Annotated in this window: 20 protein-coding genes; 9 read left to right on the forward strand and 11 right to left on the reverse strand. The window is 63.8% G+C overall.

What is annotated here, in order from left to right; translation table 11 throughout:
- Window positions 1–27: 27 nt before the first annotated feature.
- Together JMY24_RS24305 and JMY24_RS24310 are read left to right on the forward strand one after the other, a co-directional pair.
- Window positions 28–531 carry a YbhB/YbcL family Raf kinase inhibitor-like protein gene (locus JMY24_RS24305; protein WP_128585128.1) on the forward strand — a complete coding sequence of 168 codons (504 nt, stop codon included), beginning with the start codon at window positions 28–30 and terminating at the stop codon, window positions 529–531.
- 189 nt (window positions 532–720) lie between these two features.
- Window positions 721–2,169 carry an MFS transporter gene (locus tag JMY24_RS24310; RefSeq protein WP_201703050.1) on the forward strand — a complete coding sequence of 483 codons (1,449 nt, stop codon included), beginning with the start codon at window positions 721–723 and terminating at the stop codon, window positions 2,167–2,169.
- 137 nt (window positions 2,170–2,306) lie between these two features.
- Here the strand turns inward: JMY24_RS24310 and otsA are convergent, their stop codons facing one another.
- From otsA to JMY24_RS24335, 6 genes are all read right to left on the reverse strand, one after another.
- Window positions 2,307–3,734, reverse strand: a complete 1,428-nt coding sequence (otsA, locus tag JMY24_RS24315) for an alpha,alpha-trehalose-phosphate synthase (UDP-forming) (RefSeq protein ID WP_128594555.1) — start codon at window positions 3,732–3,734, stop codon at window positions 2,307–2,309.
- A 224-nt stretch (window positions 3,735–3,958) separates the two neighbouring features.
- Window positions 3,959–4,234: a hypothetical protein gene (locus tag JMY24_RS24320; protein ID WP_201703051.1), complete on the reverse strand. Its 276-nt coding sequence runs from the start codon at window positions 4,232–4,234 to the stop codon at window positions 3,959–3,961.
- A gap of 153 nt (window positions 4,235–4,387) precedes the next feature.
- Window positions 4,388–4,603, reverse strand: a complete 216-nt coding sequence (locus JMY24_RS38470; RefSeq protein WP_128591775.1) for a hypothetical protein — start codon at window positions 4,601–4,603, stop codon at window positions 4,388–4,390.
- A gap of 90 nt (window positions 4,604–4,693) precedes the next feature.
- The gene (locus JMY24_RS24325; protein WP_128591778.1) at window positions 4,694–6,094 is read right to left on the reverse strand and encodes a sigma-54-dependent transcriptional regulator; all 1,401 of its coding nucleotides are present in this window, start codon (window positions 6,092–6,094) and stop codon (window positions 4,694–4,696) included.
- A gap of 297 nt (window positions 6,095–6,391) precedes the next feature.
- The gene (locus tag JMY24_RS24330; RefSeq protein WP_201703053.1) at window positions 6,392–6,655 is read right to left on the reverse strand and encodes a hypothetical protein; all 264 of its coding nucleotides are present in this window, start codon (window positions 6,653–6,655) and stop codon (window positions 6,392–6,394) included.
- Between the two features lie 222 nt (window positions 6,656–6,877).
- Window positions 6,878–7,195 carry an ElaB/YgaM/YqjD family protein gene (locus tag JMY24_RS24335; RefSeq protein WP_020065268.1) on the reverse strand — a complete coding sequence of 106 codons (318 nt, stop codon included), beginning with the start codon at window positions 7,193–7,195 and terminating at the stop codon, window positions 6,878–6,880.
- A gap of 307 nt (window positions 7,196–7,502) precedes the next feature.
- Here JMY24_RS24335 and JMY24_RS24340 point away from each other — a divergent pair, with 307 nt between their 5' ends.
- The 3 genes from JMY24_RS24340 (at window position 7,503) to JMY24_RS24350 (ending at window position 9,986) form a co-directional block, all read left to right on the forward strand.
- A complete protein-coding gene (locus tag JMY24_RS24340) occupies window positions 7,503–8,561 on the forward strand; it encodes a sigma-54 interaction domain-containing protein (RefSeq protein ID WP_128588680.1) in 1,059 nt (352 codons plus the stop codon).
- Window positions 8,562–8,808: 247 nt separating this feature from the next.
- The gene (locus JMY24_RS24345) at window positions 8,809–9,447 is read left to right on the forward strand and encodes a hypothetical protein (RefSeq protein ID WP_193425003.1); all 639 of its coding nucleotides are present in this window, start codon (window positions 8,809–8,811) and stop codon (window positions 9,445–9,447) included.
- Window positions 9,444–9,986 carry a hypothetical protein gene (locus JMY24_RS24350; RefSeq protein WP_128588678.1) on the forward strand — a complete coding sequence of 181 codons (543 nt, stop codon included), beginning with the start codon at window positions 9,444–9,446 and terminating at the stop codon, window positions 9,984–9,986. The genes JMY24_RS24345 and JMY24_RS24350 overlap by 4 nt, the downstream gene beginning before the upstream one ends.
- Window positions 9,987–10,098: 112 nt before the next feature.
- Here JMY24_RS24350 and JMY24_RS24355 read toward each other — a convergent pair whose 3' ends face one another.
- On the reverse strand, window positions 10,099–11,445 hold the full coding sequence (locus JMY24_RS24355) for an ABC transporter ATP-binding protein (RefSeq protein ID WP_013338552.1): 1,347 nt from the start codon (window positions 11,443–11,445) through the stop codon (window positions 10,099–10,101).
- A 95-nt stretch (window positions 11,446–11,540) separates the two neighbouring features.
- Window positions 11,541–13,292, reverse strand: a complete 1,752-nt coding sequence (locus JMY24_RS24360; protein ID WP_128588676.1) for an ABC transporter permease — start codon at window positions 13,290–13,292, stop codon at window positions 11,541–11,543.
- Window positions 13,293–14,043: 751 nt separating this feature from the next.
- On the opposite strand from JMY24_RS24360, the gene JMY24_RS24365 reads away from it, so the two are divergent.
- Both JMY24_RS24365 and JMY24_RS24370 read left to right on the forward strand, forming a co-directional pair.
- The gene (locus JMY24_RS24365; protein ID WP_128594554.1) at window positions 14,044–15,735 is read left to right on the forward strand and encodes a sensor domain-containing diguanylate cyclase; all 1,692 of its coding nucleotides are present in this window, start codon (window positions 14,044–14,046) and stop codon (window positions 15,733–15,735) included.
- A 114-nt stretch (window positions 15,736–15,849) separates the two neighbouring features.
- The gene (locus tag JMY24_RS24370) at window positions 15,850–16,116 is read left to right on the forward strand and encodes a hypothetical protein (RefSeq protein ID WP_128588674.1); all 267 of its coding nucleotides are present in this window, start codon (window positions 15,850–15,852) and stop codon (window positions 16,114–16,116) included.
- A 153-nt stretch (window positions 16,117–16,269) separates the two neighbouring features.
- On the opposite strand, the gene JMY24_RS24375 is transcribed toward JMY24_RS24370, so the two are convergent.
- Together JMY24_RS24375 and JMY24_RS24380 are read right to left on the reverse strand one after the other, a co-directional pair.
- Window positions 16,270–17,586, reverse strand: a complete 1,317-nt coding sequence (locus tag JMY24_RS24375) for an ATP-binding protein (RefSeq protein WP_201703055.1) — start codon at window positions 17,584–17,586, stop codon at window positions 16,270–16,272.
- Complete coding sequence (locus tag JMY24_RS24380) at window positions 17,570–18,295, reverse strand: response regulator (RefSeq protein WP_013338547.1); 726 nt, start codon at window positions 18,293–18,295, stop codon at window positions 17,570–17,572. Before JMY24_RS24380 ends, JMY24_RS24375 begins: the two co-directional genes overlap by 17 nt.
- Before the next feature lie 219 nt (window positions 18,296–18,514).
- Between JMY24_RS24380 and JMY24_RS24385 the strand changes: the two genes are divergently transcribed.
- A complete protein-coding gene (locus JMY24_RS24385) occupies window positions 18,515–19,051 on the forward strand; it encodes a periplasmic heavy metal sensor (protein ID WP_128594551.1) in 537 nt (178 codons plus the stop codon).
- Between the two features lie 216 nt (window positions 19,052–19,267).
- On the opposite strand, the gene JMY24_RS24390 is transcribed toward JMY24_RS24385, so the two are convergent.
- Window positions 19,268–19,978: a pirin family protein gene (locus JMY24_RS24390; RefSeq protein WP_128594550.1), complete on the reverse strand. Its 711-nt coding sequence runs from the start codon at window positions 19,976–19,978 to the stop codon at window positions 19,268–19,270.
- 426 nt (window positions 19,979–20,404) lie between these two features.
- Between JMY24_RS24390 and JMY24_RS24395 the strand changes: the two genes are divergently transcribed.
- A complete protein-coding gene (locus JMY24_RS24395) occupies window positions 20,405–21,181 on the forward strand; it encodes an ABC transporter substrate-binding protein (RefSeq protein ID WP_128594548.1) in 777 nt (258 codons plus the stop codon).
- The last annotated feature ends 193 nt before the right edge of the window (window positions 21,182–21,374 follow it).

The following is a 21,374-nucleotide window of genomic DNA, read 5'->3' on the forward strand; positions in this document are numbered from 1 at the left end:
GAAGACCCACAAGAAGGGAGGCACACAATGGCTGATTTCCGTCTCTGGTCCGACGATTTCCCCAACAACGGCTTCATGCCGAAGGCGCACGAACACAACGACAAAGCCTTCGGCGTCGATGGAGAAAACATCTCGCCCGCGCTGCAGTGGGAAGGCGCGCCGGCTGACGCGCAGAGCTTCGCGCTCACCGTGCACGATCCCGACGCCCCGACTGGCAGCGGATTCTGGCACTGGGTCGTGGTGAACATCCCCGCCGACGTGCGTTCGCTGCCGCGCAACGCCGGCAAGGCCGACGGCTCGCTGCTGCCGCAAGGCGCGCTGCAGGTGCGCAACGATTACGGCACGGTCGGCTTCGGCGGTGCGGCGCCCCCGCGCGGCGACAAGACGCATCGCTACATCTTCCGCCTGCATGCGCTGAGCGTGCCGCATCTGCCGATCAATGCCGAGACTACCAATGCGGTCGCCCGTTTCATGACGCATATGAACGAGATCGACTCGACGACGCACACCGGCCTCTACGAACTCAAGTAACGGCGTAACGGCGAGCTTGCGATGCCGCGCCGCCCAAGCGCGGCGCACACATGACATGGGCGATGCCGGGCGCGCTCACCCGTTGCGAGCCGGCATCGCCGCGGCTCGCGCGAACCGTTTGGCAACAGCACGCAATACCCACGGCTCGCCGTCCGACCGGCGGTTTGTCCAAGGCACAACCAACAACCGATGCACGCACAACCATCGCGCAATGGCGGCGCCGTACCGCCCGACGCAGAGCAGACAGTCGCTCCCGACAGCGCCGCTGCGTCCAGCCCCGAACACGGCCTGCCGACGCCGCAACGCTATTGGGCGATGCTGGTCATTGCGCTCGCCCTCACACTGGCGGTACTCGACAGCGCCATTGCCAATGTCGCGCTGCCCACCATCGCACGAAACCTCCAGGCGAGCGCGGCCGGCTCCATCTGGGTCATCAACGCGTATCAGCTCGCCATCACCATTTCACTGCTGCCGCTTGCGTCGCTTGGCGACCGCATCGGCTATCGGCGCATCTATCTCGGCGGCCTGATCCTGTTCACGGTGGCGTCTTTCGGCTGCGCGCTCTCCTCGTCGCTGGCAACGCTCGCGATCGCTCGCGTCGTGCAGGGCTTCGGCGCGGCGGGTGTCATGAGCGTGAACACGGCGCTTGTCCGCATGATTTATCCGCCGACGCAACTCGGGCGCGGCGTCGCAATCAATGCGATGGTGGTCGCGGTGTCCTCGGCGGTGGGACCCACGGTGGCCTCGGGCGTGCTCGCCGTGGCCTCGTGGCCGTGGCTCTTCGCGATCAATGTGCCGATCGGCATCGCGGCGATTGTGGGCGGCTTCAAGGCTCTGCCCATGAACCGCGGCCACGATTCGCCATACGACCTGTTGAGCGCGGTAATGAACGCGTTCGTATTCGGCCTGCTGATTTTCGCAGTCGACGGTCTCGGGCACGGCGAACGGCTCGGCTACGTCGCCGTCGAATTGATCGGCGCGGTGGTGATCGGCTACTTCTTCGTGCGTCGTCAATTGAGCCGGCCGGCGCCGCTGCTGCCGATCGACTTGCTGAGGATTCCAATCTTCGCGCTGTCGATCGGCACCTCGGTCTGTTCGTTTTGCGCGCAGATGCTCGCTTTCGTGTCGCTGCCTTTCATGTTGCAGGACACGCTCGGTTTCTCGCAGGTCGACACCGGCCTCCTGATGACGCCATGGCCCGCGGTCATCATCATCGCTGCGCCGATCGCCGGCGTGCTGTCGGACAAGGTGTCGTCAGGCTGGCTGGGCGGCGTCGGACTGGCCGCCATGACAGTTGGACTGCTGCTGCTCGCCACGCTCGGCGCGCATCCCGATCCCGTGCAGATCGCATGGCGCATGGCGTTGTGCGGCGCCGGTTTCGGCATCTTCCAGTCGCCGAACAACCGCACCATGCTGTCGTCCGCACCGCGCGAGCGCAGCGGCGGCGCGAGCGGCATGCTGGGCACCGCTCGCCTGACCGGGCAGACGCTCGGCGCGGCGCTGGTCGCATTGATTTTCGGAGTGGCGCCGCACAACGGGCCAGTTGTCTCGCTGTATGTGGCCGCAGGTTTTTCCGCGGTGGCAGCGGTGGTCAGCACCATGCGCGTGACGCAACGGGCCAACCCGCGCCCGGCCTGATCTCCATTTCTGCAAGGCCAACGGCAAAAGGGCGCGGATCGCTTCGAACGATCCGCGCCCTTCTCTTTTCTTCGACAACCTCGCTCAGACGTGACGAGCGCACGCGGCTCCGCGAGAGCCGCGCTGCCGCAAAACTCCTATGACGACGCCGTCACGTCAGCGAGCTTTACCGCTTTGGCCGTCACGGAAGACGCCGTAGCGACGTTGCGCAAATCGCCGAGGAAGGTATCGCGCCACACGGACAAGTTGTTCTCGCGCATCGGCGCCATCATGTCGGCATGCCGGGCCTGGCGCTCGGCGAGCGGCATCGAAAGCGCACGTTCGAGCGCCTCGGCCATCTGCGAGAGATCGAACGGATTGACGACCAGCGCGCCCGGCAACTGCTCGGCCGCGCCGGCGAATTGCGAGAGCACCAACACGCCCGGATCGGCCGGATCTTGCGACGCGACATATTCCTTCGCGACCAGATTCATGCCGTCGCGCAACGGCGTCACGTAGCCGACCTGCGATTGACGGAAAAGCGCCATCAGCAGATTGCGCTCGTACTTGCGGTTCAGGTACTGGATCGGGGTCCAGTCGAGCTGCGCGAAGCGGCCATTGATACGCCCCGCCTCGCCTTCCAGCGTCTGACGAATCCGCTGATAGGTCTGAACGTCCGCGCGCGTCGGCGGTGCGATCTGCACGAGCGACACACGCCCGTGCCATCCCGGCGCGTTCAGCAGCAGGCGCTCGAACGCCTGGAAGCGTTCGACGAGACCCTTCGAATAATCGAGGCGATCGACGCTCATGATCAGCTTGCGGCCCCGCATGCCGTCACGCAGGCTGCGCACCGGCTTGCGGTCGGTGAACTGCTCGGCGGCCTTGGCGATCGCGTCGGGATAGATGCCGATCGGATACGCACCCACCTTGAGAAAACGGTTGTAGGCCTGAACCATGCCGTCTTCACTCGACGTGCCGTGATGGCCGCGCTCGATGAAATCGACGAACGACTGGCGATCCGCCTCCGTCTGGAAGCCGATCACGTCGTAGCTGCACATTGCCTTCACGAGTTCCTCGTGCGGCGGGATCGTGCGCAACACCTCGGGGACCGGAAACGGAATGTGCAGGAAGAAGCCAATCGGATTCTTTACGCCGAGATCGCGCAGGCAGCGCGCGAACGGCAGCAAGTGGTAGTCGTGAACCCAGATAATGTCGTCGGGCCTCAGTAGCTCCTTGAGCTGCTTGGCGAGCGTCGCATTGACGCGCTGATAGCCCGCATATTCCTGCCGATCGTAACGCGACAGGTCATTGCGATAGTGAAACGTAGGCCACAGCGTCGCATTCGAAAAGCCGCGGTAGTACTGGTCGTAGTCGCGCTTGGTCAGGCCAACGGTCGCGTAGGTCACGTTGCCTTGCTTCTCGATCACCGGCGCCGACGGTTCGCTCACCGTCTCGCCGCTCCAGCCGAACCAGACTCCGCCGGTTTCCTTCAACGCATCCAGCACGCCGATCGCCAGGCCGCCCGCTGCGGGCCGCCCTTCCTGGGTCGGCGCAACACGATTCGATACCACGATCAGTCTGCTCATTGGCGCTCCACCTAGTCAGTTGTTTCGTTGCATACGGACATGTGCCAAAAAGGTGCATGCAAGTCGCGTGCCGTTTTATCGAAAGCTGAGGATAAAAAATGTATGCAAATGTGACGGGCGAGCAGAAACCCGCAGCGCGGAAACGCCGCGAAGAACTTCCTTCCGTTTCCTACGACCAAACGGCAAACGCCTTTCTCGCGTGATTCTTTTTTGCGAAGCGAGCCTCACGCGTCCTGCTCGGAGCCTAAATCGCGCTGATAGTCGAGGCCTTCGTGGCGCACGCCGCCCTGGTTGTATTCCCCGTCAGGCGGAGCGTCGGGAGCGACGCGATTCTGCGCGGACGGATCGTGGTGGGTCGCCTGAGGGGTCGGTGCGGCCGATGAATCGGGCGCCGGCGCGGGGGACGACTCGGAAGAAGGCGGCGGAGCGTTTTTGGTCGGAGCGGGACGGCCGTCGCGCTTCGCGTGGCGCGCCGACCGCCGCAGTGCTGGATGTCTCATGATCGATGCCTCCGGGCAAAGCCGCGCCGCCCAGGCAACGGCGGCATCAACAAATCGGGGGGCGGCGCCGTAACTGCCGGTAAAACATGCGCCGCATTTGTAACATGTACACAAGTTTGCGGCGCGTGGCTAGGGCGCACCCGGCAGGCGATGTCAGAGTCGCAGAGAGATTGGCGGGCGCCAACTGGCCTGCGGAGTTTGCGTGGGCTGCGGCGGCGGGTCGCCGATCGGCGGCTCTACCGGTTCGATCGGCTGAGGACTTGGGTCGGGCACGGTGTCGGGCTCGCCCGGCGAAGGCGGCTCGATCGGCTCCGGACGATGTGCATGCTTTTGAAGCGGCGACGTGGGAGCGGCAACGTGTTCCGGCATGTCAGTGATCCTCGTTATGCGTTCTATCCAAACGCAGCAAGGGTCGTGCCGTTACAGAAGCGCTCCCAGCCAAAGCGCAGGCGGTGGACGCTACGCGTCCGCGCCGCCCAACGCGCGCGATTCGTCGGCGGAATCGTTCTCTTCACGCGCGTCGTTGCCGTATTCCACTAGGCGGTTGTACAGCGTCTTCAGGCTGATGCCGAGAATCTCGGCGGCGCGCGTCTTAACGCCGCCGCACTGCTCGAGCGTGGCCAGAATCAGTTGACGGTCCGCTTCTGCGAGCGACGTGCCGAACGGGATGGTGATCGCCGTACCGGCCGCTGGCTTCGACAGCGTGATCTGCAGCGGCACGGTGGCCGTGCTGTCCGAATCCGAGCCCGACATGATGTGCGCGCGCTGCACGTAGTTCTTCAGTTCGCGCACGTTGCCCGGCCACGGGTACGACAACAGCATTTCCTTCACTGCGGGCGGGAAATGCTTGCGCGTGCCGTGACGCTCGTTGAGTTCGTCGAGAAACGCCTGGGCCAGCAGCTCCACGTCCTTGCCCCGGTCGCGCAGCGGCGGCAAGCTGATCGGGAATACGTTCAGCCGATGGTAAAGGTCGAGCCGCAGCTTGCCTTCCAGCACCGCCTGCTCCGGATCGCGGTTGGTCGCGGCGATCAGGCGCACGTCCGTTTCGATTTCCTTCGTCGTGCCCACGCGCATGAACATGCCCGTTTCGAGCACGCGCAAGAGCTTGACCTGCAGCTCGATCGGCATCTCCGTGATTTCGTCGAGGAACAGCGTGCCGCCGTTCGCGCGCTCGAAATAACCCTTGTGCTGACGGTCCGCGCCGGTGAACGACCCGCGCTCGTGACCGAACATTTCCGATTCGATGAGGTTCGGCGAGATCGCGCCGCAGTTCACGGCGAGAAACGCATGCTTGCGACGCAAACTCAGCTCGTGCAGCGTCTGCGCGGCAACTTCCTTGCCGGTGCCCGATTCGCCGACCAGCATGACCGAGGCCGCCGTGGGTGCAACGCGGCCGATCTGGTCGTAGACCTCCTGCATGGCCGGCGAATTGCCGAGCATCAAACCGAAGCGGCCCATGCGGCGCAATTCGCCGCGCAACGTGCCGATTTCCGCCTTCAGGTCGCCGGCGCGCGGCAGGCGCGAAAGGATCGCCTTCACGCGCTGCATGTTGATCGGCTTGACCAGGTAGTCGGTGGCGCCCATCTTCAGCGCGTTCACCGCCGACTCCACCGTGGCGTGGCCCGTGATCACGATCACTTCCACGCCGGAGCGCGGATCGAGATCTTCGAACAGTTCGACCCCGCTGCCGTCCGGCAGCTTCAGGTCAGTAAAGACAACGTCCGGCATTTGCCGGACGAGTTGAATGCGCGCTTCGCGCAAATCGCCCGCGGTGGCGGTGGTCAATCCGTCTTCCCCGATGATGGCGGAAAGCGCCTCGCGGGTACCTGCGTCGTCATCGACAATCAGTACATGTGGCATCGCGTCTCGTAAGCCTGCAAGCGTGGGAGGAACAGCATGCGGCGGTGCATGCTAAAAAGGGCGACGACCTCGCGCGCGCGGTCGGAAAATGCATCTCGATGTGAGCGCACCCAACCTGCGTCAAGCGCGGGATCGCCGATTCCATTCAATATTGCAACAATACACACAGAAAGCAGGACGTGATCGGCACTATTGTTCTGTATTTACCTATTATAAGGCTTTACTGAGACAAATTAACAGTCCCGCCAAGGCGCCGCATCCCAGGGATTGCATGCGGCGCCCTGGCGAAAAGCGAGCTTAACTGCTGTGCGGGAACGGCCAGGCGTCGGGATGTGCCGAGCCATTTGCTCCATGGGCGCCAGGGCCCGTGGTCGCCGCCAAAGCCGCGCCGGACGCCGTGGATGCCGCAGGTGCGGTGACCGCGCCGCCCTCGCCTTCCCAGCGGTGCAACTCACGCCCTGTCGCTCCCTGCGCGGCACGGTTGCGCTGGACATAGCGCACCGCGAGAAAGCCGCCGAGCGCCATCAGCGCACTGAAGATACCAATTTTGGGTCGAGCCATCGTGAACTCCTTGTGGTCGTTGAACGGAGAAAGGTGGAAGTGGCGCATCGTGCCGCCGGTCACCGTCGATAAGTCGGCAGGCGTTTGCCGGAAACCGAAAGCGCGGCAGTTGTCTTCTGCCCCGGCGTCAGCGGAGGCTCGGCCGGGACCCAGCCAGGACCAGCAGTGCCAAGCCGATAATCAGCCGGTACCCGGGCGATGCCTCGCGCAATGAGCCAGTGGTTAGCGCGCCGTCAGCACGCCCAGCACAAAGCCCACGCCCGCAGCAATGGCGACCGAGCTCCAGGGGTTTTGTCGCACATAGCGTTCCGTGTTGACGGTCGCCGAGCGATAGCGCCGCTGGGCGTTATCCTGCGCATCGCCGAGTGCGGATTGCAGCGTTTCCACATGGGTGCCCAGTTTCTGGCGCAATGCGCCTACGCCCTCGCCCGGCACATTGGCGGCGAGTCGCAGCATTTCCTCTGAGTCCTTGAGCAGCACCCGCAGATCCTCGACGATCTTCTGGCCGCCGAGTGCAAGCTGTTGCGTCGTGTCAGTCATCGTTTTCACTCCTCGTCTAGGGTCAGCATTCGTGCGCCGAAGCGGTAGTGGCAAAGCGCACGCGTGTCGGGAGGAAGGCGCAAACCATGTGCCCGGTAACTTTAACGTACGCCACGCCACCCAACATCCGCCACGAGCACTTTCGACCGACTCGCGATCACAGTTCGTCGATAGCTGACACATCGATTGCAGGAAGCGCCGTCGAAGTGGTTAAATCGGCTTTTGTGAGATACGACTTCAAGAGCTGTCTCGTTCCAGGCCTGCGCGCCGCAACAACGAACCTCATTTGCACAGGACTTCCCCGTTTATGGCGTCAATCGATGTGGACTCGCCCACTGTGTCCGCCGGCGGCAGCGCTTCCGCTCAGGCGAAGCAGCGCGTCACGGACGGCATCGCGGGACTGAAATCGTACGGCCTGCTGTACGGCTCGTCGCCGGTGATGCTCGACTTGTACGAGCAGATCGAGCGCGTCGCGAGCACCGATGCAACCGCGCTGATCATCGGCGAATCGGGCACCGGCAAGGAGCTGATCGCCCGCACGATTCACGATCAAAGCAGCCGCAAGGAGGCGCCCTTCGTCGCCGTCAATTGCGGTGCGATTCCCGACGAACTGATCGAGGCCGAGCTGTTCGGCCATGAAAAAGGGAGTTTCACCGGCGCCGTTCAAGGGCGCATCGGCTACTTCGAACATGCGAACGGCGGCACGCTGTTCCTCGACGAAGTCACCGAAATGGCGCCCGTGCGTCAGGTGAAACTTTTGCGCGCGCTCGAGACCGGCACGTTCTATCGCGTGGGCGGCAACGAGCTGATCAGCGGCAACGTACGCGTGATCGCCGCCACCAATCGCGACCCGGCGGTGGCGGTCAAGGAAAACGGCTTGCGCGAAGACCTGATGTACCGGCTCGCGGTTTTCCCATTGCGCGCGCCGCCGCTGCGCGAACGCGAAAACGATCGCGAACTGCTCGCCCAGCACTTTCTCGCGCAGCTCAACCAGCAGGAAGGCACCAGCAAGAGCTTCAGCAAACGGTCAATCGAAACGCTGCGCACATGGTCGTGGCCGGGCAACGTGCGCGAGCTGAAGAACGCGGTGTACCGCGCGTTCATCCTCGCTGAGAAAACGGTCGAGTTGCCGCATCCGCATCTTGCGTCGAAGGTGAAGCGGCCAATCACGCAAGGCGACGCGATGAGCGTATGGATCGGCACGCCGCTCGCCGACGCCCAGAAGCAGATCATTCTCGGCACGCTGAAGTACTGCGGCGGCGACAAACGGCGCGCGGCGAAAGCACTCGGCGTGAGCCTGAAGACGCTGTACAACCGCTTGAGCGCGTACGGGGACGAAGGCGCGGAAGAGGATACCGAGCACTAGGCGCGTCGGCGCAGAACTTCCTCCCGCAATCAGTTCGCACCACCAATCAAACCGGCCTCTCGTCGAACAGAATCCGGTTTGACGTGCACCATCTTTTGCAATTTCTTGCACTTTTCCGCTGCCATTTACAAAACGCATCCTGCAAAATGCAGCAGCCCATTTTTCGACGATGGGACGAGGCGCTGCACGTTCGGCGGCTGCCTTTGCACGCGAACGAAAGCACTTGCAAGAAGAGTAGAGACAGGGAATGCAAAAGAAAATGGTGTGGGCCGAGTGGTTGAAACCGCGCTTGAAACCGCGCTTGCAGCCGCGCTTGAAGCCGTGCTTGAAAACCCGCTTGAAACGATCGGCCGGGCGCGGACGTCCTGATGCCGCTGTCCTTGCTGTATTGGCTGTCGCGGTCTCGTCCGCGCTGAGCGGCTGCAGCTCGCTCTATACCGAAGGCGCCACGGCCGGCGCGGGTATCGCCGGCGCCGCGATTGCGGCGCAAGTTACCAATAATGCCGCCGTTGCCACCGGCATCGGTCTTGGCGCAGTGGCAGCAGCGAAAGCCGGCGTGCAGTACTCGGAGCGCGTGGTCCACAGAAACACGCAGGACGGCATTGCCAGGATCGCCGGACCGCTAGAAGTCGGCGCCGTGGCACCGTGGAGCGTCACGCACTCCTTCCCGATCGAAGACGACGAGCACGGCCGCGTGACGGTCAGCCGCACGATCAGCGCGGGTACCTTGGACTGCAAGGAAATCGTCTTTTCGGTCGACCACATCGCCACTAAAAATGTGCCTGCTAGCAGCGCGTTTTACGTCGCGTCCATCTGCCGCGACGGCGACAACTGGAAATGGGCTTCGGCCGAGCCCGCTACCGAACGCTGGGGTGCACTGCAATGACGGCGCATGCGCTTGCGACTGGAAAGCCGCTGCGTCGCCTGAGCCTGACGGCCCTTGCCGGCGCGCTGTGTGTCAGCGCGACTTTGCTGACGAGCGGTTGCTCGTCGATCGGCGCGGCAAGCGGCGCGGCCGCGGGTGTCGCGTCGGGTCTCGTCACATCGAACCCGGCGGTCGGGTTTGGAGTGGGTATTGCCGTGCAGGCTGCAACGGACGCGGCCGTGGGCCGCTACATGCGCAACATGCACACCGACCAGCAGAATCTGATCGCGGCGCTGGCGGGGGCAATGCCCGTCGGTGAAACGCGGCCCTGGTCGGTCAAACACACGCTGCCCATCGAAAACGGCCACGGTGAGGTGCGCGTCACGCGCGCGTTCGGGTCAGCGCTCGCGCTCTGCAAGGAATTCGTATTCTCGGTGCGGGACGGTGACGGTCCGGGCGCACACGAAGACTGGTACACCGCAAGCGCGTGTCAGCAGGACAAAGGCTGGAAATGGGCTTCGGCGGAACCGGCTGTCGAACGTTGGGGCAACTTGCAATAGAGCATAGAGCGAACGCGGCGGCAATCACTGCGCTACTAACACGGCAGAATGAAAAAACGGCGGGGTCTCCCCTGCCGTTTTTCATGAGCGACGCGCAGACGCGCCGTCGCGCTCACGACTCCACGTCTTCCAGACTGAAGATTTCGGTCTGATCGTTGTACGAGAAAATCTCGCCGTAACGGCCCCAGTTGATGACCGCGTCGAGCGTTTCCTCGGCGGCGCTGTCGGACAGAAAATCCTCGAGCTCCTGCTCGAAGCGCACCCGTGGCGCGCGGTGTCCCGGCCGCTCGTTCAGCACCTTCTTGATTCGCGCGGCGAGCGGCACGTGCCGCAACAGGTGCTCGGCGAACATCATCTTGCGTTCCTGGGTGCCGAACTCCGCGAACACGCGCGCGGGCGGGGTCAGGAAAATATCGCCTTCGCGCACGTCGGCGAAACCGAGGTGCTGAAGCACTTCAGCCACCGGGAACAGATCGTCCACCTCCAGATGCAGCGAACGTGCGATTTCCGGCATGTCCGCGCGGCCGTGATACGGCGCGGCAGCCAACGTCTCGATCAGACCGGCCATCAGGTTGGTAGACACGTGCGGCAACCAGCTGTGCAGTTCGAGACCCTTCCGGGTTTTCTCGTCCGTTTGACGCGCGGTCATCTTCGCGTAGATCTCGTCGACCAGACGGCGGAACGCAGGGTCCAGACGATTGCGCGGATGCTTGAACGGCACCTTGATCTCGGCAATCACGCGGCCCGGATTCGACGACAACACCAGAATCCGGTCGCACATGAACACGGCTTCCTCGATGTTGTGCGTAACGATCAGCACCGCCTTGATGGGCATGCGGCCCTGCGTCCACAAGTCGAGCAGATCGGTACGCAGCGTTTCGGCGGTCAGCACGTCGAGCGCGGAGAACGGTTCGTCCATCAGCAGCAGCGTGGGATCGACCACCAGCGCCCGCGCGAAGCCGACGCGCTGGCGCATGCCGCCCGACAACTCGCGCGGATACGCGTTCTCGAAACCGTCGAGACCGATCAGGTCGATCGCGGCGAGCGCGCGTTCGCGCCGCTCGCGCGCGGCCACGCCTTGCGCCTCGAGTCCGGCTTCCACGTTTTGCAGCACGGTCAGCCACGGGAACAGCGCGAAGGTCTGGAACACCATGGCGACGCCCTTCGCGGGACCGTCGAGCGGCTTGCCCATATAAGTGACTTCGCCGTCGGTCGGCTCGATCAGACCGGCAATGATGCGCAGCAACGTCGACTTGCCCGAGCCCGAACGCCCGAGAAGACCGACGATCTCGCCTTCACGCAACGACAGATTCGCGTCGTCGAGAACGAGCAGTTCGCCCTGCGACTTGTTGAAACCGCGGCACACGTCCTTGACGCGCAGGATCTCTTCGCCGAGGCGCGGCGGCTTCGGCGGCGTCTGGATCGGCGCGGCGGTCATAGCAGCTTTAGGATTTTGCATCGCGTTATGCCTTCAATTCTCAAGAAACGCCGGGCCGCCCGAGCTTTTCATGCCCCCCGTTGGGGGCCTCGCGCGAGCGGCAAGGTCGGGGGCGCTTAGTCCAGCCGAAGCTTGGCTTCGGCGTACGCGTACATCGGACGCCACAGCAGGCGGTTGAAGAGCGTCACGAACAGGGACATCACCGCAATGCCCACAATGATCTTCGGATAGTCGCCCGCGGCTGTGGACTGCGCGATATAGGCGCCGAGCCCATGCGCCGCAACCTTCGTGTCGCCCCACTGCACGAATTCCGCGACGATGCTCGCGTTCCACGCGCCGCCCGACGCGGTGATCGCGCCCGTCACGTAGTACGGGAAAATGCCCGGCAACATGGCCTGACGCCACCATTGCCAGCCACGAATGTGGAAATTCTTGGCCGCTTCGCGATAGTCGTTCGGATACGAGGTCGCGCCGGCAATCACGTTGAACAGGATATACCACTGGGTGCCGAGCACGATCAGCGGCGACAGCCAGATGTCCGGGTTCAGCTTGAAGCGAACGATCGCGATCACGAATACCGGAAACAGCAGATTGGCCGGAAACGCGGCAAGAAACTGCGCGAGCGGCTGAATCTTCTCGGCGAGCGCCGGCCGCAAGCCGATCAGCACGCCGACCGGCACCCAGATCACCGACGCAATCGCGATCAGCACCACCACCCGCAAAAGTGTGATCAGGCCGAGCATGAGAACGTGGCCGACTTCGTCGAGCGAAACGCCGGTGCGCACGTAGATAAACACGCGATACACGACATAGACGGTGCCGATCAGGACCAGCGCGCCCCACACGATGTCGCCAAGGCGCGAGCTCTTCTGCATCTGCGGGATCTGGAAACGCGGCCTGTGCAAAGCGGGCAGCCGGAACGGCACGCGCGCGGCCTTGGCGAACATCCAGCCGAGCGGCACCAGCAAGCGGTGAATCAGGCGCGTGCGGCGGATCAGATCGAGCAGCCACGATTCCGGAGCGTCGCCCGAACTCGTGGTTTCCATACGGAATTTATCCGCCCATGCGACGAGCGGACGGAACAGCAACTGGTCATACGCGAGAATCACGACGGTCATCGCGAGAATCACCCAGCCGATCGCGTGCAGGTTCTTGACGACGATCGCCTGCGCCAGATAGGCGCCGATGCCTGGTAGCGTGATCGTGTTGTTGCCGACGGTGATGGCCTCGGAGGCGACCACGAAGAACCAGCCGCCGGACATCGACATCATCATGTTCCAGATGAGGCCCGGCATCGAGAACGGCACTTCGAGCTTCCAGAAGCGCTGCCATGAAGTGAGGTGAAAGCCGCGCGAGACTTCGTCGAGATCGCGCGGCACCGTGCGCAGCGACTGATAGAAGCTGAACGTCATGTTCCACGCCTGGCTCGTGAAGATCGCGAAGATCGCCGCGAGTTCGGCGCCCAGCACGCGGCCCGGAAACAGCGCTAGAAAGAACGTAACCGTGAACGATATATAGCCGAGCACCGGCACCGACTGCAGGATGTCGAGAATCGGCACCAGCACCAGACCCGCCCGGCGGCTTTTCGCAGCGAGCGTGCCGTAGATCAGCGTGAAGATCAGCGACGCGACCATCGCCGCGAGCATGCGCAATGTCGTGCGCATCGCATACTCGGGCAGGTTCGCGGGATCGAGCGAGATCGCCTGGGTCTTCAGCGTGGACATCGGCGCGAGCGTCTCGTGAAAGCCGATCGCCGCCATTGCGATGATGCAGATGATCAGCGGAAAGGCCACGAAGTCCCAGCGGTTGGGCAGCACCCGCCAAGCCGACGCGTTGGCGGTGCGCTTCAGGTTGAAGCTGAAATCCATCAGACCCACTCCTCATTCATACAGGCGAACAAACGCGGGAACGAGGCCGCGACTTCGGCGCGGCGGTCTGACGATCGGTCCGGAAAGCGGAAATCAGGCATGGCAAAACGCGTGTGCGCGGTAAATCGTTAGCGTTGGTGACACGTGGACCAGCGACGGAAGTGCCCACGGGTAAGCCGCCCCGCAACCCCAACCGTCAAGCCAAAATCCTGTCGTCGCAGGCGCCGCCCGTAGGCTGGCGAGCTTTCCTTTGTTTTGGACGGCACGACACTACACCATCCTATGTTTCAGGCACAACCTTTGAAGACAAATCGCGGCAACTTGCAACGACCGCCTGACAACAGCCCGGCAATGACCTGACAGTGACCTTCCGCCAAGGGCAAGCAGCCGTGCCGCGTGCCTATTTTATGAGCACTCTCATTGCCATTGATCGACAAGGCCGGTGATGCTCACTGATGCCGCATTCGTGTGATTGCACTTCGCGCTGTTGCGAGGCATCAAGAAACCGGCGAGGCTGCCGTTAAGAGCCTGATGGGTGTAGCCCATAAGAACTCATGCCTCAATAAGGGTGGCGTCTGGCCCCATGACGGTTAGAATCCATAAAGATGCACTGTGTTGGTGGTTTATCCCGGGCCACAGTTGCGGCGCATGACCGGCCGTTCCCACAACCGCGAAACGCGGGGCGAAACAGCGCCGCGGCGCTGCCACGAATAGCGAGTTGCATGTCTAAGCCAGACGGATCAGAGGGTCGATGAACAGGACAACCTTGCGCCAGGCAACCGGCCCGATCGGCTTCGTGCTGATCTTACTGGCTTGCTGGTTCGTGGCCGGCATGGTCGCGGACCGGATGGTACAGCAAGAACTCGCCGCGACCTTGCACGCGCAGCGCCAGATGTCGGCCTCGATCGTCGACAACATGGCGGAGGTGATCGCAAGCGACCTTGCGATGTCGCGGGCCATCCCCGCAACCATGGCCGAAATGGACGTGGTCCAGAACGCATTGGTGCAATCCCGGAATTATGCCGCGAACGGCCAGACGACGGAACCCGCCCTGCGCGCCGCGTTGCTAAAAGACCCGCGAATGACCACTGTGAGCACCTTCCTGCACCGCGCGCAGGGCTTCTCCGGGCTCGATCAGGTGTGGCTCGTGAATGCCAATGGCATCTGCGTGGCCGCGAGCGATGTCCTCTCCGACACGCAGGCGCCACGCACCTCCTTTGTCGGCGTCGACATGCGCGTGCGGGCTTATCTCACCAGCGCCCTGCTGGGCGCGTTCTCTGAAGCGTATGGCGTGGGCCGCACGAGCGGCGAGCCCGGCATCTTTATCGCCGTGCCGGTCTATGCGGACGGAGAACTCACAGGGGCAGTCGTCGCCAAGGTGGGGATCGCGCGGCTGCGCCACTGGGTCGCCCATGCCGGAACATTCGTCGCCGACAGTAACGGCGTCATCATCATGGCGCACGACAGCAGGCTCGAAGGCCACGCGCTGCCGGACTCCCGAGTGACGAAGATGAGCGCAGCGGACCGCAAGCTGACCTACCGCCGCGATGCGTTCCCGGATATCCAGATACACGTCGACACCCAGGTGCGCGAGGCGGCGCCATGGGTGTCCGCCGCTGTCGCGGAACATTTGTTCGCTTCGGCCGGACAGCTGGGTCCGTCGCTGTATCAGACTCGCGGCGGTCTGAACTCGGGACTGTCAGCGCATCTCGTCGAGCCGCTTCCCGCTTGGCCCGAACTGCTGCGCAACCATAAGCGCGATCATTTGCTGGTGTTCCTGACGCTGGCCGGCACCGTGGCGCTCGCATGGGTGATCACCGTCTCATACGTGCGCGAGCGGCGTCACCATCGTGCCACGCGCGATCTTGCCGAACAGCTGCAATCGGCCAATACGCTGCTTTCGGCGGAGGCGCGTCACGACGCATTGACCGGTGCGCTGTCGCGCCGCTATTTCCTCGACTTGCTGCGCCACGAAATCGACCGCGCGCATCTGGGCAACGAGCCACTGTGCATGGCGATCGCGGACCTCGATCACTTCAAGCAGATCAACGACCGCTTCGGCCATGCTGCCGGCGACCGCGCACTTGAACATTTCGTCGACACCTGCCGCGCGGAGCTGCGCGGCGCCGATGCCATCGGCCGGCTCGGCGGCGAGGAGTTCGGGGTGCTGTTGCCGGCCACCGATCTTGCCGGCGGCCGCGAAGTGGTCGAACGCTTGCGCCTGCGCCTGAAGGCCGTGCCGTCGGCGAAGCTGCCCGCCTCGGTCACGCTCAGCGTGAGCATCGGCATCACCGAACTTTCGGTGGACGACCTCCCCGAACGGATCATGAGCCGCGCCGACATGGCGCTCTATGCCGCAAAGACCGGCGGCCGCGACCGCACCGAAGCACTGCCGCCTGACGATACCGCGCCGTCCGCGCGCACGGTAGCCAGCATCTGGTAACCGAGTTGCCGCTATCTGACGCAACGCAAGCCGAAGCGCCGGGCCTCCCGCAAGCAAGCAGGTATGATCGACACTGACCTTGGGTTGTCGCTACCGCTTTAACGGGAGATTCGCATGAAGGGAAATCTGGTCATCGTTTGCCGCGATCAGGATGCTGACGCGTTCGACCATCTGCTGGCCGAATACGGCGCGTTTCAAACGCGCCTGTCGTCCACCGCCTGGTATCTGAAGCTGGATGTTGCGCCAGAGGTCATTCAGGACGAGATACTCGCGCGCCTCGGCAAGTACACGACGCACTATATATTCGAGGCGGAAACCGTGACGTGGAATACGGTGGATAGCGAAGCGGCGAATGCGCTGAACACGCTGTTCTCCGACTAGGCCGGCGCTCTGCCCAACTCGCTGCGACGATCTGGCTAGGCACCTACGTGCCTGGCGACGGCTTTGAAGGAGGCGCGAGCAGCGGGCATCATGCCAAGGGCGCGCAACAGCAGCGACAGACGCGGCGCAACGCGGCCGCGCCTGTGACCACGATCACCAGACGCTTTCCGAGGCCGCCTTCACCTGAGGTACGGCGGAAAACGGAAAGCTCATCAAGACCCGCAAGCCACGGCCACCGTGGTTACCTATCTCCCACTCTCCGCCTGCGCGCCGAACCAGCCGCTCGACGATGGCGAGCCCCAAACCGCTGTGACCATTACCGCCGCGCGCCGGATCGAGCCGCACGAAAGGCCGGCTTGCGTTGACGAGATCCTGGGCGGCAATGCCCTTGCCATTGTCGCTCACGGACAGCGTGAAGCCTTCCGCCGTGCGCGCGGTGGCAACGACGATCGGCGGCGCGCCATAGGCGTGCGCATTGTCGAGCAGGTTCGACAGAATCCGGTCGAGCGTGGCGGCGGGAAGGCAGAACCCGGGACCCGCCCGCAAGTCGGTTTCCACGGTCGGCGCGCCGGAGGCCACTGCGCGATAACTGCGCACGACCCGCTCGCATTGCGCGTCGACTTCGACCGGTTCGCTGCGGTCCGCGCCGTCGTGCGCGAACACGAGGAACTGCTCGACGATGTGCGTCATGGAATCGACGTCGCGCACGACGCCGTCGCGCATCTTGGCTTCGTCCATCATTTCGGCGCGCAGCCGCAAGCGCGCGAGCGGCGTTTTCAGATCGTGCGCGACGCCCGCGAGCATCACCGCGCGGTCGTTCTCGGTACGCGCGACTTCCTGAACCATCTGGTTAAAGCCGTGCGTCAATTGCCTCAGTTCGCGCGGTCCGCGCTCGGGCACCGGAGGCACCGGCAAGCCGCGGCCGAACCGCGCAACCGCCTGGGCGAGCGAGCGCAGAGGCTGCTGCAGCGCCCACGCGGCGAAGAGCGCCGCCATGACCGCGAACGAAAAGATCATGACGAGCCACAACACGGTGCGGTCGAGCGAACGCGGCGGTCGCAGAGGCTGGACCGGCACGACGATCCAGCTGCGGTCGGCAGTTCCGCGCACCCACAGCGTGGGCGGGCCGCCCGGGAAGCCGGCGCGAACCTGCGTGCCGGACGGCATGCGGTCGCGCACGTCTTCGAGAAAGCGTTCCAGCGGCGGCGGCATGTTCGGCGATTCCGGTGGCACCTCGGGGCTCGCCGGATCGACGAGTTTCACGCGCGAGGGCAACGGCTGGTCCGGGTTGCGGACCACGTGCTGACGCACCGCGTCGACGAGGAAAGTGGCTTCTTCGACGGCGTAACGCGCTTGCAGCTGGTTGCGCTCGAGGCGCATGAGCGCGTACCACGCGAAATGCGACAGCAGCAACACCGCGACGACCAGCAATGCCAGCCGTCCGAACAGCGAATCAATGGGCCGGCGCATGCTGTTCGCCGTCGGGCACGAACACGTAGCCCCGTCCGCGCACTGTCTGGATGAAGCGCGGCGTGGACGGATCCGTTTCGAGGATGCGCCGCAGACGCCACACCTGCACGTCGATGCCGCGGTCGGTGCCGTCGTATTCGGGACCGTGCAGCAACTCCAGCAGACGCTCGCGCGTCAGCGTGCGCATGGGGTGGTTCACGAAGATTTTCAGCAGCGCGAACTCGCTGCCGGACAGCGTGAGCGGCTTGTCTTCCAGATGCAGCGTGCGCGACTGGAAGTCGAGCGTGAAACGGCCGAAGCTGAACGGCTCGCGCTGCTCGGGCGCAGCCGCCGACGGCAGCGTGCGGCGCCGGCGCAACACCGCCTGCACGCGCGCAAGCAGCTCACGGGGATTGAACGGCTTGCCGAGATAGTCGTCCGCGCCGAGTTCCAACCCGACGATCCGGTCGACGTCGTCCGCGCGCGCGGTCAGCATGATGACGGGAATGTCGTCGCCCGATGCGCGCAGCTTGCGCAAGGCAGTGAGCCCGTCGACACCCGGCATCATCAGGTCGAGCACGATCAGATCGGGACGCTCGCGCTCGAGCCTGCGTTCGAGCGAGCCCGCGTCGTGCAGCACCGAGACTTCGATACCCTGGCGGGCCAGATAGTCGCGCAGTAGATCGCGCAATTCGACGTCGTCGTCGACAACAAGTATTTGAGTAGCCATGGAATGAAGTTTAACGCGCGGCAGGAACGGTTTTCGATTTCAAGCAGGCCTCAAGGGTTACCGGGTGTTACCGTGAAAGCTCCACGTAATGGCCCGTAACAGCGGCACCAGGGCGCGTAACACAGAGGCCGACGCAGTTCTCTACGCTGTGTCTTACCGAATGCAGGCCGTCAACGTGATCGGATGCATCGTCGGCTATTCCATTACAAGGAGCATTACATGTCCACCAGAAAAATCTCGCGCGCCCTCGCCGTTGCCGCCACCGCTCTCGCCATCGGCGCGGGCGCAGCCTATGCGGCTCAACCCGCTCATGAGGCCCACGGCGGCCCCGGCGGATGGCACGGGCACTTCATGAAGGAGCTCACGCAACTTCACGACCAGTTGAAGCTGAACGCGGATCAGGAAAAGCAGTGGCAAGCCGCGCTCGACACCATGAAGCAGAACCACGAGGCGATGCGCGCGAATCACGAGCAGATGAAGGACCAGTTCAAGTCCGCGCAGCAGCAGCCGATTCTCGATCTGAACGCAATGGCCACCGCTCATCAGCAGATCGAGCAGAAAGACGCACAGTTGCGCCAGCAAACCACCGACGCCTGGCTCAAGTTCTATAACGGCCTGAACGACCAGCAGAAGACCACGGTCAGCACCGCGCTGAAGCAGCGCTTTGCGAAGATGGAATCGCGTCACGAGAAGATGCGCGAACGCTGGCAGCATCACCAGCAGGGCGCGGCATCTGCGCCTGCTGCAAATCAGTAAGCCACGGAGAGCCGCGCAACCGTGCGCGGCTCGATACACGAAGGCCGCTCGAGTAGCCGTCTTCGCAAAACAGAAACGCCACGGATATTTTCCGTGGCGTTTCTTCGCGGTCTTTCCAGCTTCTATATATATAGCGCGGTCCCGGTGAGCGCTCGCGCTTGCGAGGTCGTTGCGCGCTCAACCAACTGCGTCTGGACGGCCCGCAGCCAGCCCGCTTCAGCCTTCGAGCCGGCCGAGATCGAACAGCAGCACTTCGGCGTTATCGCCTTTTTCCAGCGTCACCGTATCTGTTTCGCTGAGCTTGGCCGCGTCGCCGGCTTGAAGCGCCTCGCCGTTCACCGTCAGCGAGCCGCGCGCCACGTGCACATAGGCGAGCCGTCCTTCGGGCAGCGTCAAGGTGGCCTGCTCGGTGCCGTCGATCAGCGCGGCGTAAATCGACGCGTCCGCGTGGATCGTCACCGAGCCGTCGCGGCCGTCGGGCGACGCGACAACCCGCAGCCGGCCACGCTTATCGGCGGCCTCGAAGCGCTTCTCTTCGTAACCCGGCTGATCGCCCGCCCGTCGCGGAATCACCCAGATCTGCAGCAGATGCGCCTCTTCGTCCTGCGACGCGTTGAACTCGCTGTGCATCACGCCAGTGCCGGCGCTCATGCGCTGCACGTCCCCCGGACGGATCGTCGAGCCGTTGCCCATGCTGTCGCGATGCGCAAGCGCCCCCTCGAGCACATAGGTAACGATCTCCATATCGCGGTGCCCGTGCGTGCCGAAGCCCTGGCCGCCCGCTATGCGGTCTTCGTTGATCACGCGCAGCGGGCCGAAATGGACATGCTCCGGGTCGCGATAGTCGGCAAACGAGAAGCTGTGGTACGAGTCGAGCCAGCCGTGGTTGGCGTGGCCGCGTTCGTCGGAGCGGCGAATTTCGATCATGAGGTACTCCCTGTGAAATCTGGCGATGGCCAGAATGTATGGGCTGCCCGCTCTGCGCACAATCGGCGCGAATGCACCGGATCGTTTCGCAAATCCGCGTAATCGCACGAGGCCGCAGCTGATCGAACCTCCGGCTGAACTCGCCTACGCGTCGCGCATACGCAACGCGCCCGCCGCCGCGCACGTCCGAGCGCCATTGCGCACTGGCGCCGGGCCCCTGTTCGGGTAAAATACCGCGCTTTTCAACGTACATGGTGGCCGAAAGGGCGCCCGCACGGCGGGACAGCGGGGCGTCCCTCAGCGGACAGCGCGCAGGAGACCCGCAGCGGCGCGACAATTTTGACCGCCTAGAATAGCGACGGCCGGCCACAAGCCAGCGTTCGTCGAGATCGGACACCACGACGATCAGTTTGACCCAGGAGAAACATGAAGAAGCTCGCACTGTGCGTAGCGTTCGCCGTCATGGCCACCGGCGCCATGGCAAAAGAATGGAAAACCGTACGCATCGGGGTTGACGCCAGCTATCCGCCGTTCGAATCGAAGGCGGCCAGCGGCCAGGTTGTCGGGTTCGACGTCGATCTGACCAAAGCGCTGTGCGCAAGAATGAACGTGAAGTGCGTGTGGGTCGAACAGGATTTCGACGGCATCATCCCGGCACTGAAGGGCAAGAAGTTCGACGCAATCGTGTCGTCGCTGACCGTCACGGACAAGCGTCGCGAGCAGATCGATTTCTCCGACAAGCTGTTCGACGCGCCCGCGCGCATGATCGCCAAAGCTGGCTCGCCGCTCCTGCCCACCGCTGAATCGCTGAAGGGCAAGCGCATCGGCGTCGAGCAGGGCACGACCCAGGAAGCCTATGCAAAGGCTTATTGGGAGCCGAAAGGCGTGACCGTCGTGCCGTATCAGAACCAGGACCAGGTCTACGCCGATCTCACCTCCGGCCGGCTCGACGCCGCGCTGCAGGACGAGATCCAGGCCGACGCCGGTTTCCTGAAGACGCCGCGCGGTAAAGGCTTCGCGTGGGCCGGTCCGGAAGTCAAGGATCCGAAGACCATCGGCGAAGGCACGGCCATCGGTCTGCGCAAGGAAGACGCCGAACTGCGGACAATGTTCAATCGGGCGCTCGCACAGGTTCATCAGGACGGCACGTTCACGAAGCTCGAAAGGCAGTACTTCGACTTCGAGATTTATCCTGGGCGCTGAGCGCGCACTGAGCGGGCACTGAGCACGGTCCAAAGCGGGCCGCCGCTTCAGGCACCCCGCCCGCTCGCGTCAAGCGCGGCACCATGGAACTCGGGGCTCGCCCGCATGGGCTTCCCCCGGGCTTCGTAATACAGTCGGTCTAGTTTCAAAGAGAGTCGAAAAGCGCGCTGCAAGACCGCCAACGGTCATGCAG

The sequence above is a fragment of the Paraburkholderia kirstenboschensis genome, assembly GCF_904848585.1.
Taxonomy (GTDB): domain Bacteria; phylum Pseudomonadota; class Gammaproteobacteria; order Burkholderiales; family Burkholderiaceae; genus Paraburkholderia; species Paraburkholderia kirstenboschensis.

Bases quoted from the DNA above. Each gene is read 5' to 3' on its own strand.
- JMY24_RS24370 (WP_128588674.1), top strand. From the start codon at position 15,850: ATGAAGGGAAATCTGGTCATCGTTTGCCGCGATCAGGATGCTGACGCG.
- JMY24_RS24355 (WP_013338552.1), bottom strand. From the start codon at position 11,445: ATGCAAAATCCTAAAGCTGCTATGACCGCCGCGCCGATCCAGACGCCG.
- JMY24_RS38470 (WP_128591775.1), bottom strand. From the start codon at position 4,603: ATGCCGGAACACGTTGCCGCTCCCACGTCGCCGCTTCAAAAGCATGCA.
- otsA (WP_128594555.1), bottom strand. From the start codon at position 3,734: ATGAGCAGACTGATCGTGGTATCGAATCGTGTTGCGCCGACCCAGGAA.
- JMY24_RS24390 (WP_128594550.1), bottom strand. From the start codon at position 19,978: ATGATCGAAATTCGCCGCTCCGACGAACGCGGCCACGCCAACCACGGC.
- JMY24_RS24395 (WP_128594548.1), top strand. From the start codon at position 20,405: ATGAAGAAGCTCGCACTGTGCGTAGCGTTCGCCGTCATGGCCACCGGC.
- JMY24_RS24350 (WP_128588678.1), top strand. From the start codon at position 9,444: ATGACGGCGCATGCGCTTGCGACTGGAAAGCCGCTGCGTCGCCTGAGC.
- JMY24_RS24380 (WP_013338547.1), bottom strand. From the start codon at position 18,295: ATGGCTACTCAAATACTTGTTGTCGACGACGACGTCGAATTGCGCGAT.
- JMY24_RS24325 (WP_128591778.1), bottom strand. From the start codon at position 6,094: ATGCCACATGTACTGATTGTCGATGACGACGCAGGTACCCGCGAGGCG.
- JMY24_RS24335 (WP_020065268.1), bottom strand. From the start codon at position 7,195: ATGACTGACACGACGCAACAGCTTGCACTCGGCGGCCAGAAGATCGTC.
- JMY24_RS24375 (WP_201703055.1), bottom strand. From the start codon at position 17,586: ATGCGCCGGCCCATTGATTCGCTGTTCGGACGGCTGGCATTGCTGGTC.
- JMY24_RS24385 (WP_128594551.1), top strand. From the start codon at position 18,515: ATGTCCACCAGAAAAATCTCGCGCGCCCTCGCCGTTGCCGCCACCGCT.
- JMY24_RS24360 (WP_128588676.1), bottom strand. From the start codon at position 13,292: ATGGATTTCAGCTTCAACCTGAAGCGCACCGCCAACGCGTCGGCTTGG.
- JMY24_RS24340 (WP_128588680.1), top strand. From the start codon at position 7,503: ATGGCGTCAATCGATGTGGACTCGCCCACTGTGTCCGCCGGCGGCAGC.
- JMY24_RS24330 (WP_201703053.1), bottom strand. From the start codon at position 6,655: ATGGCTCGACCCAAAATTGGTATCTTCAGTGCGCTGATGGCGCTCGGC.
- JMY24_RS24365 (WP_128594554.1), top strand. From the start codon at position 14,044: ATGAACAGGACAACCTTGCGCCAGGCAACCGGCCCGATCGGCTTCGTG.
- JMY24_RS24345 (WP_193425003.1), top strand. From the start codon at position 8,809: ATGCAAAAGAAAATGGTGTGGGCCGAGTGGTTGAAACCGCGCTTGAAA.
- JMY24_RS24320 (WP_201703051.1), bottom strand. From the start codon at position 4,234: ATGAGACATCCAGCACTGCGGCGGTCGGCGCGCCACGCGAAGCGCGAC.
- JMY24_RS24305 (WP_128585128.1), top strand. From the start codon at position 28: ATGGCTGATTTCCGTCTCTGGTCCGACGATTTCCCCAACAACGGCTTC.
- JMY24_RS24310 (WP_201703050.1), top strand. From the start codon at position 721: ATGCACGCACAACCATCGCGCAATGGCGGCGCCGTACCGCCCGACGCA.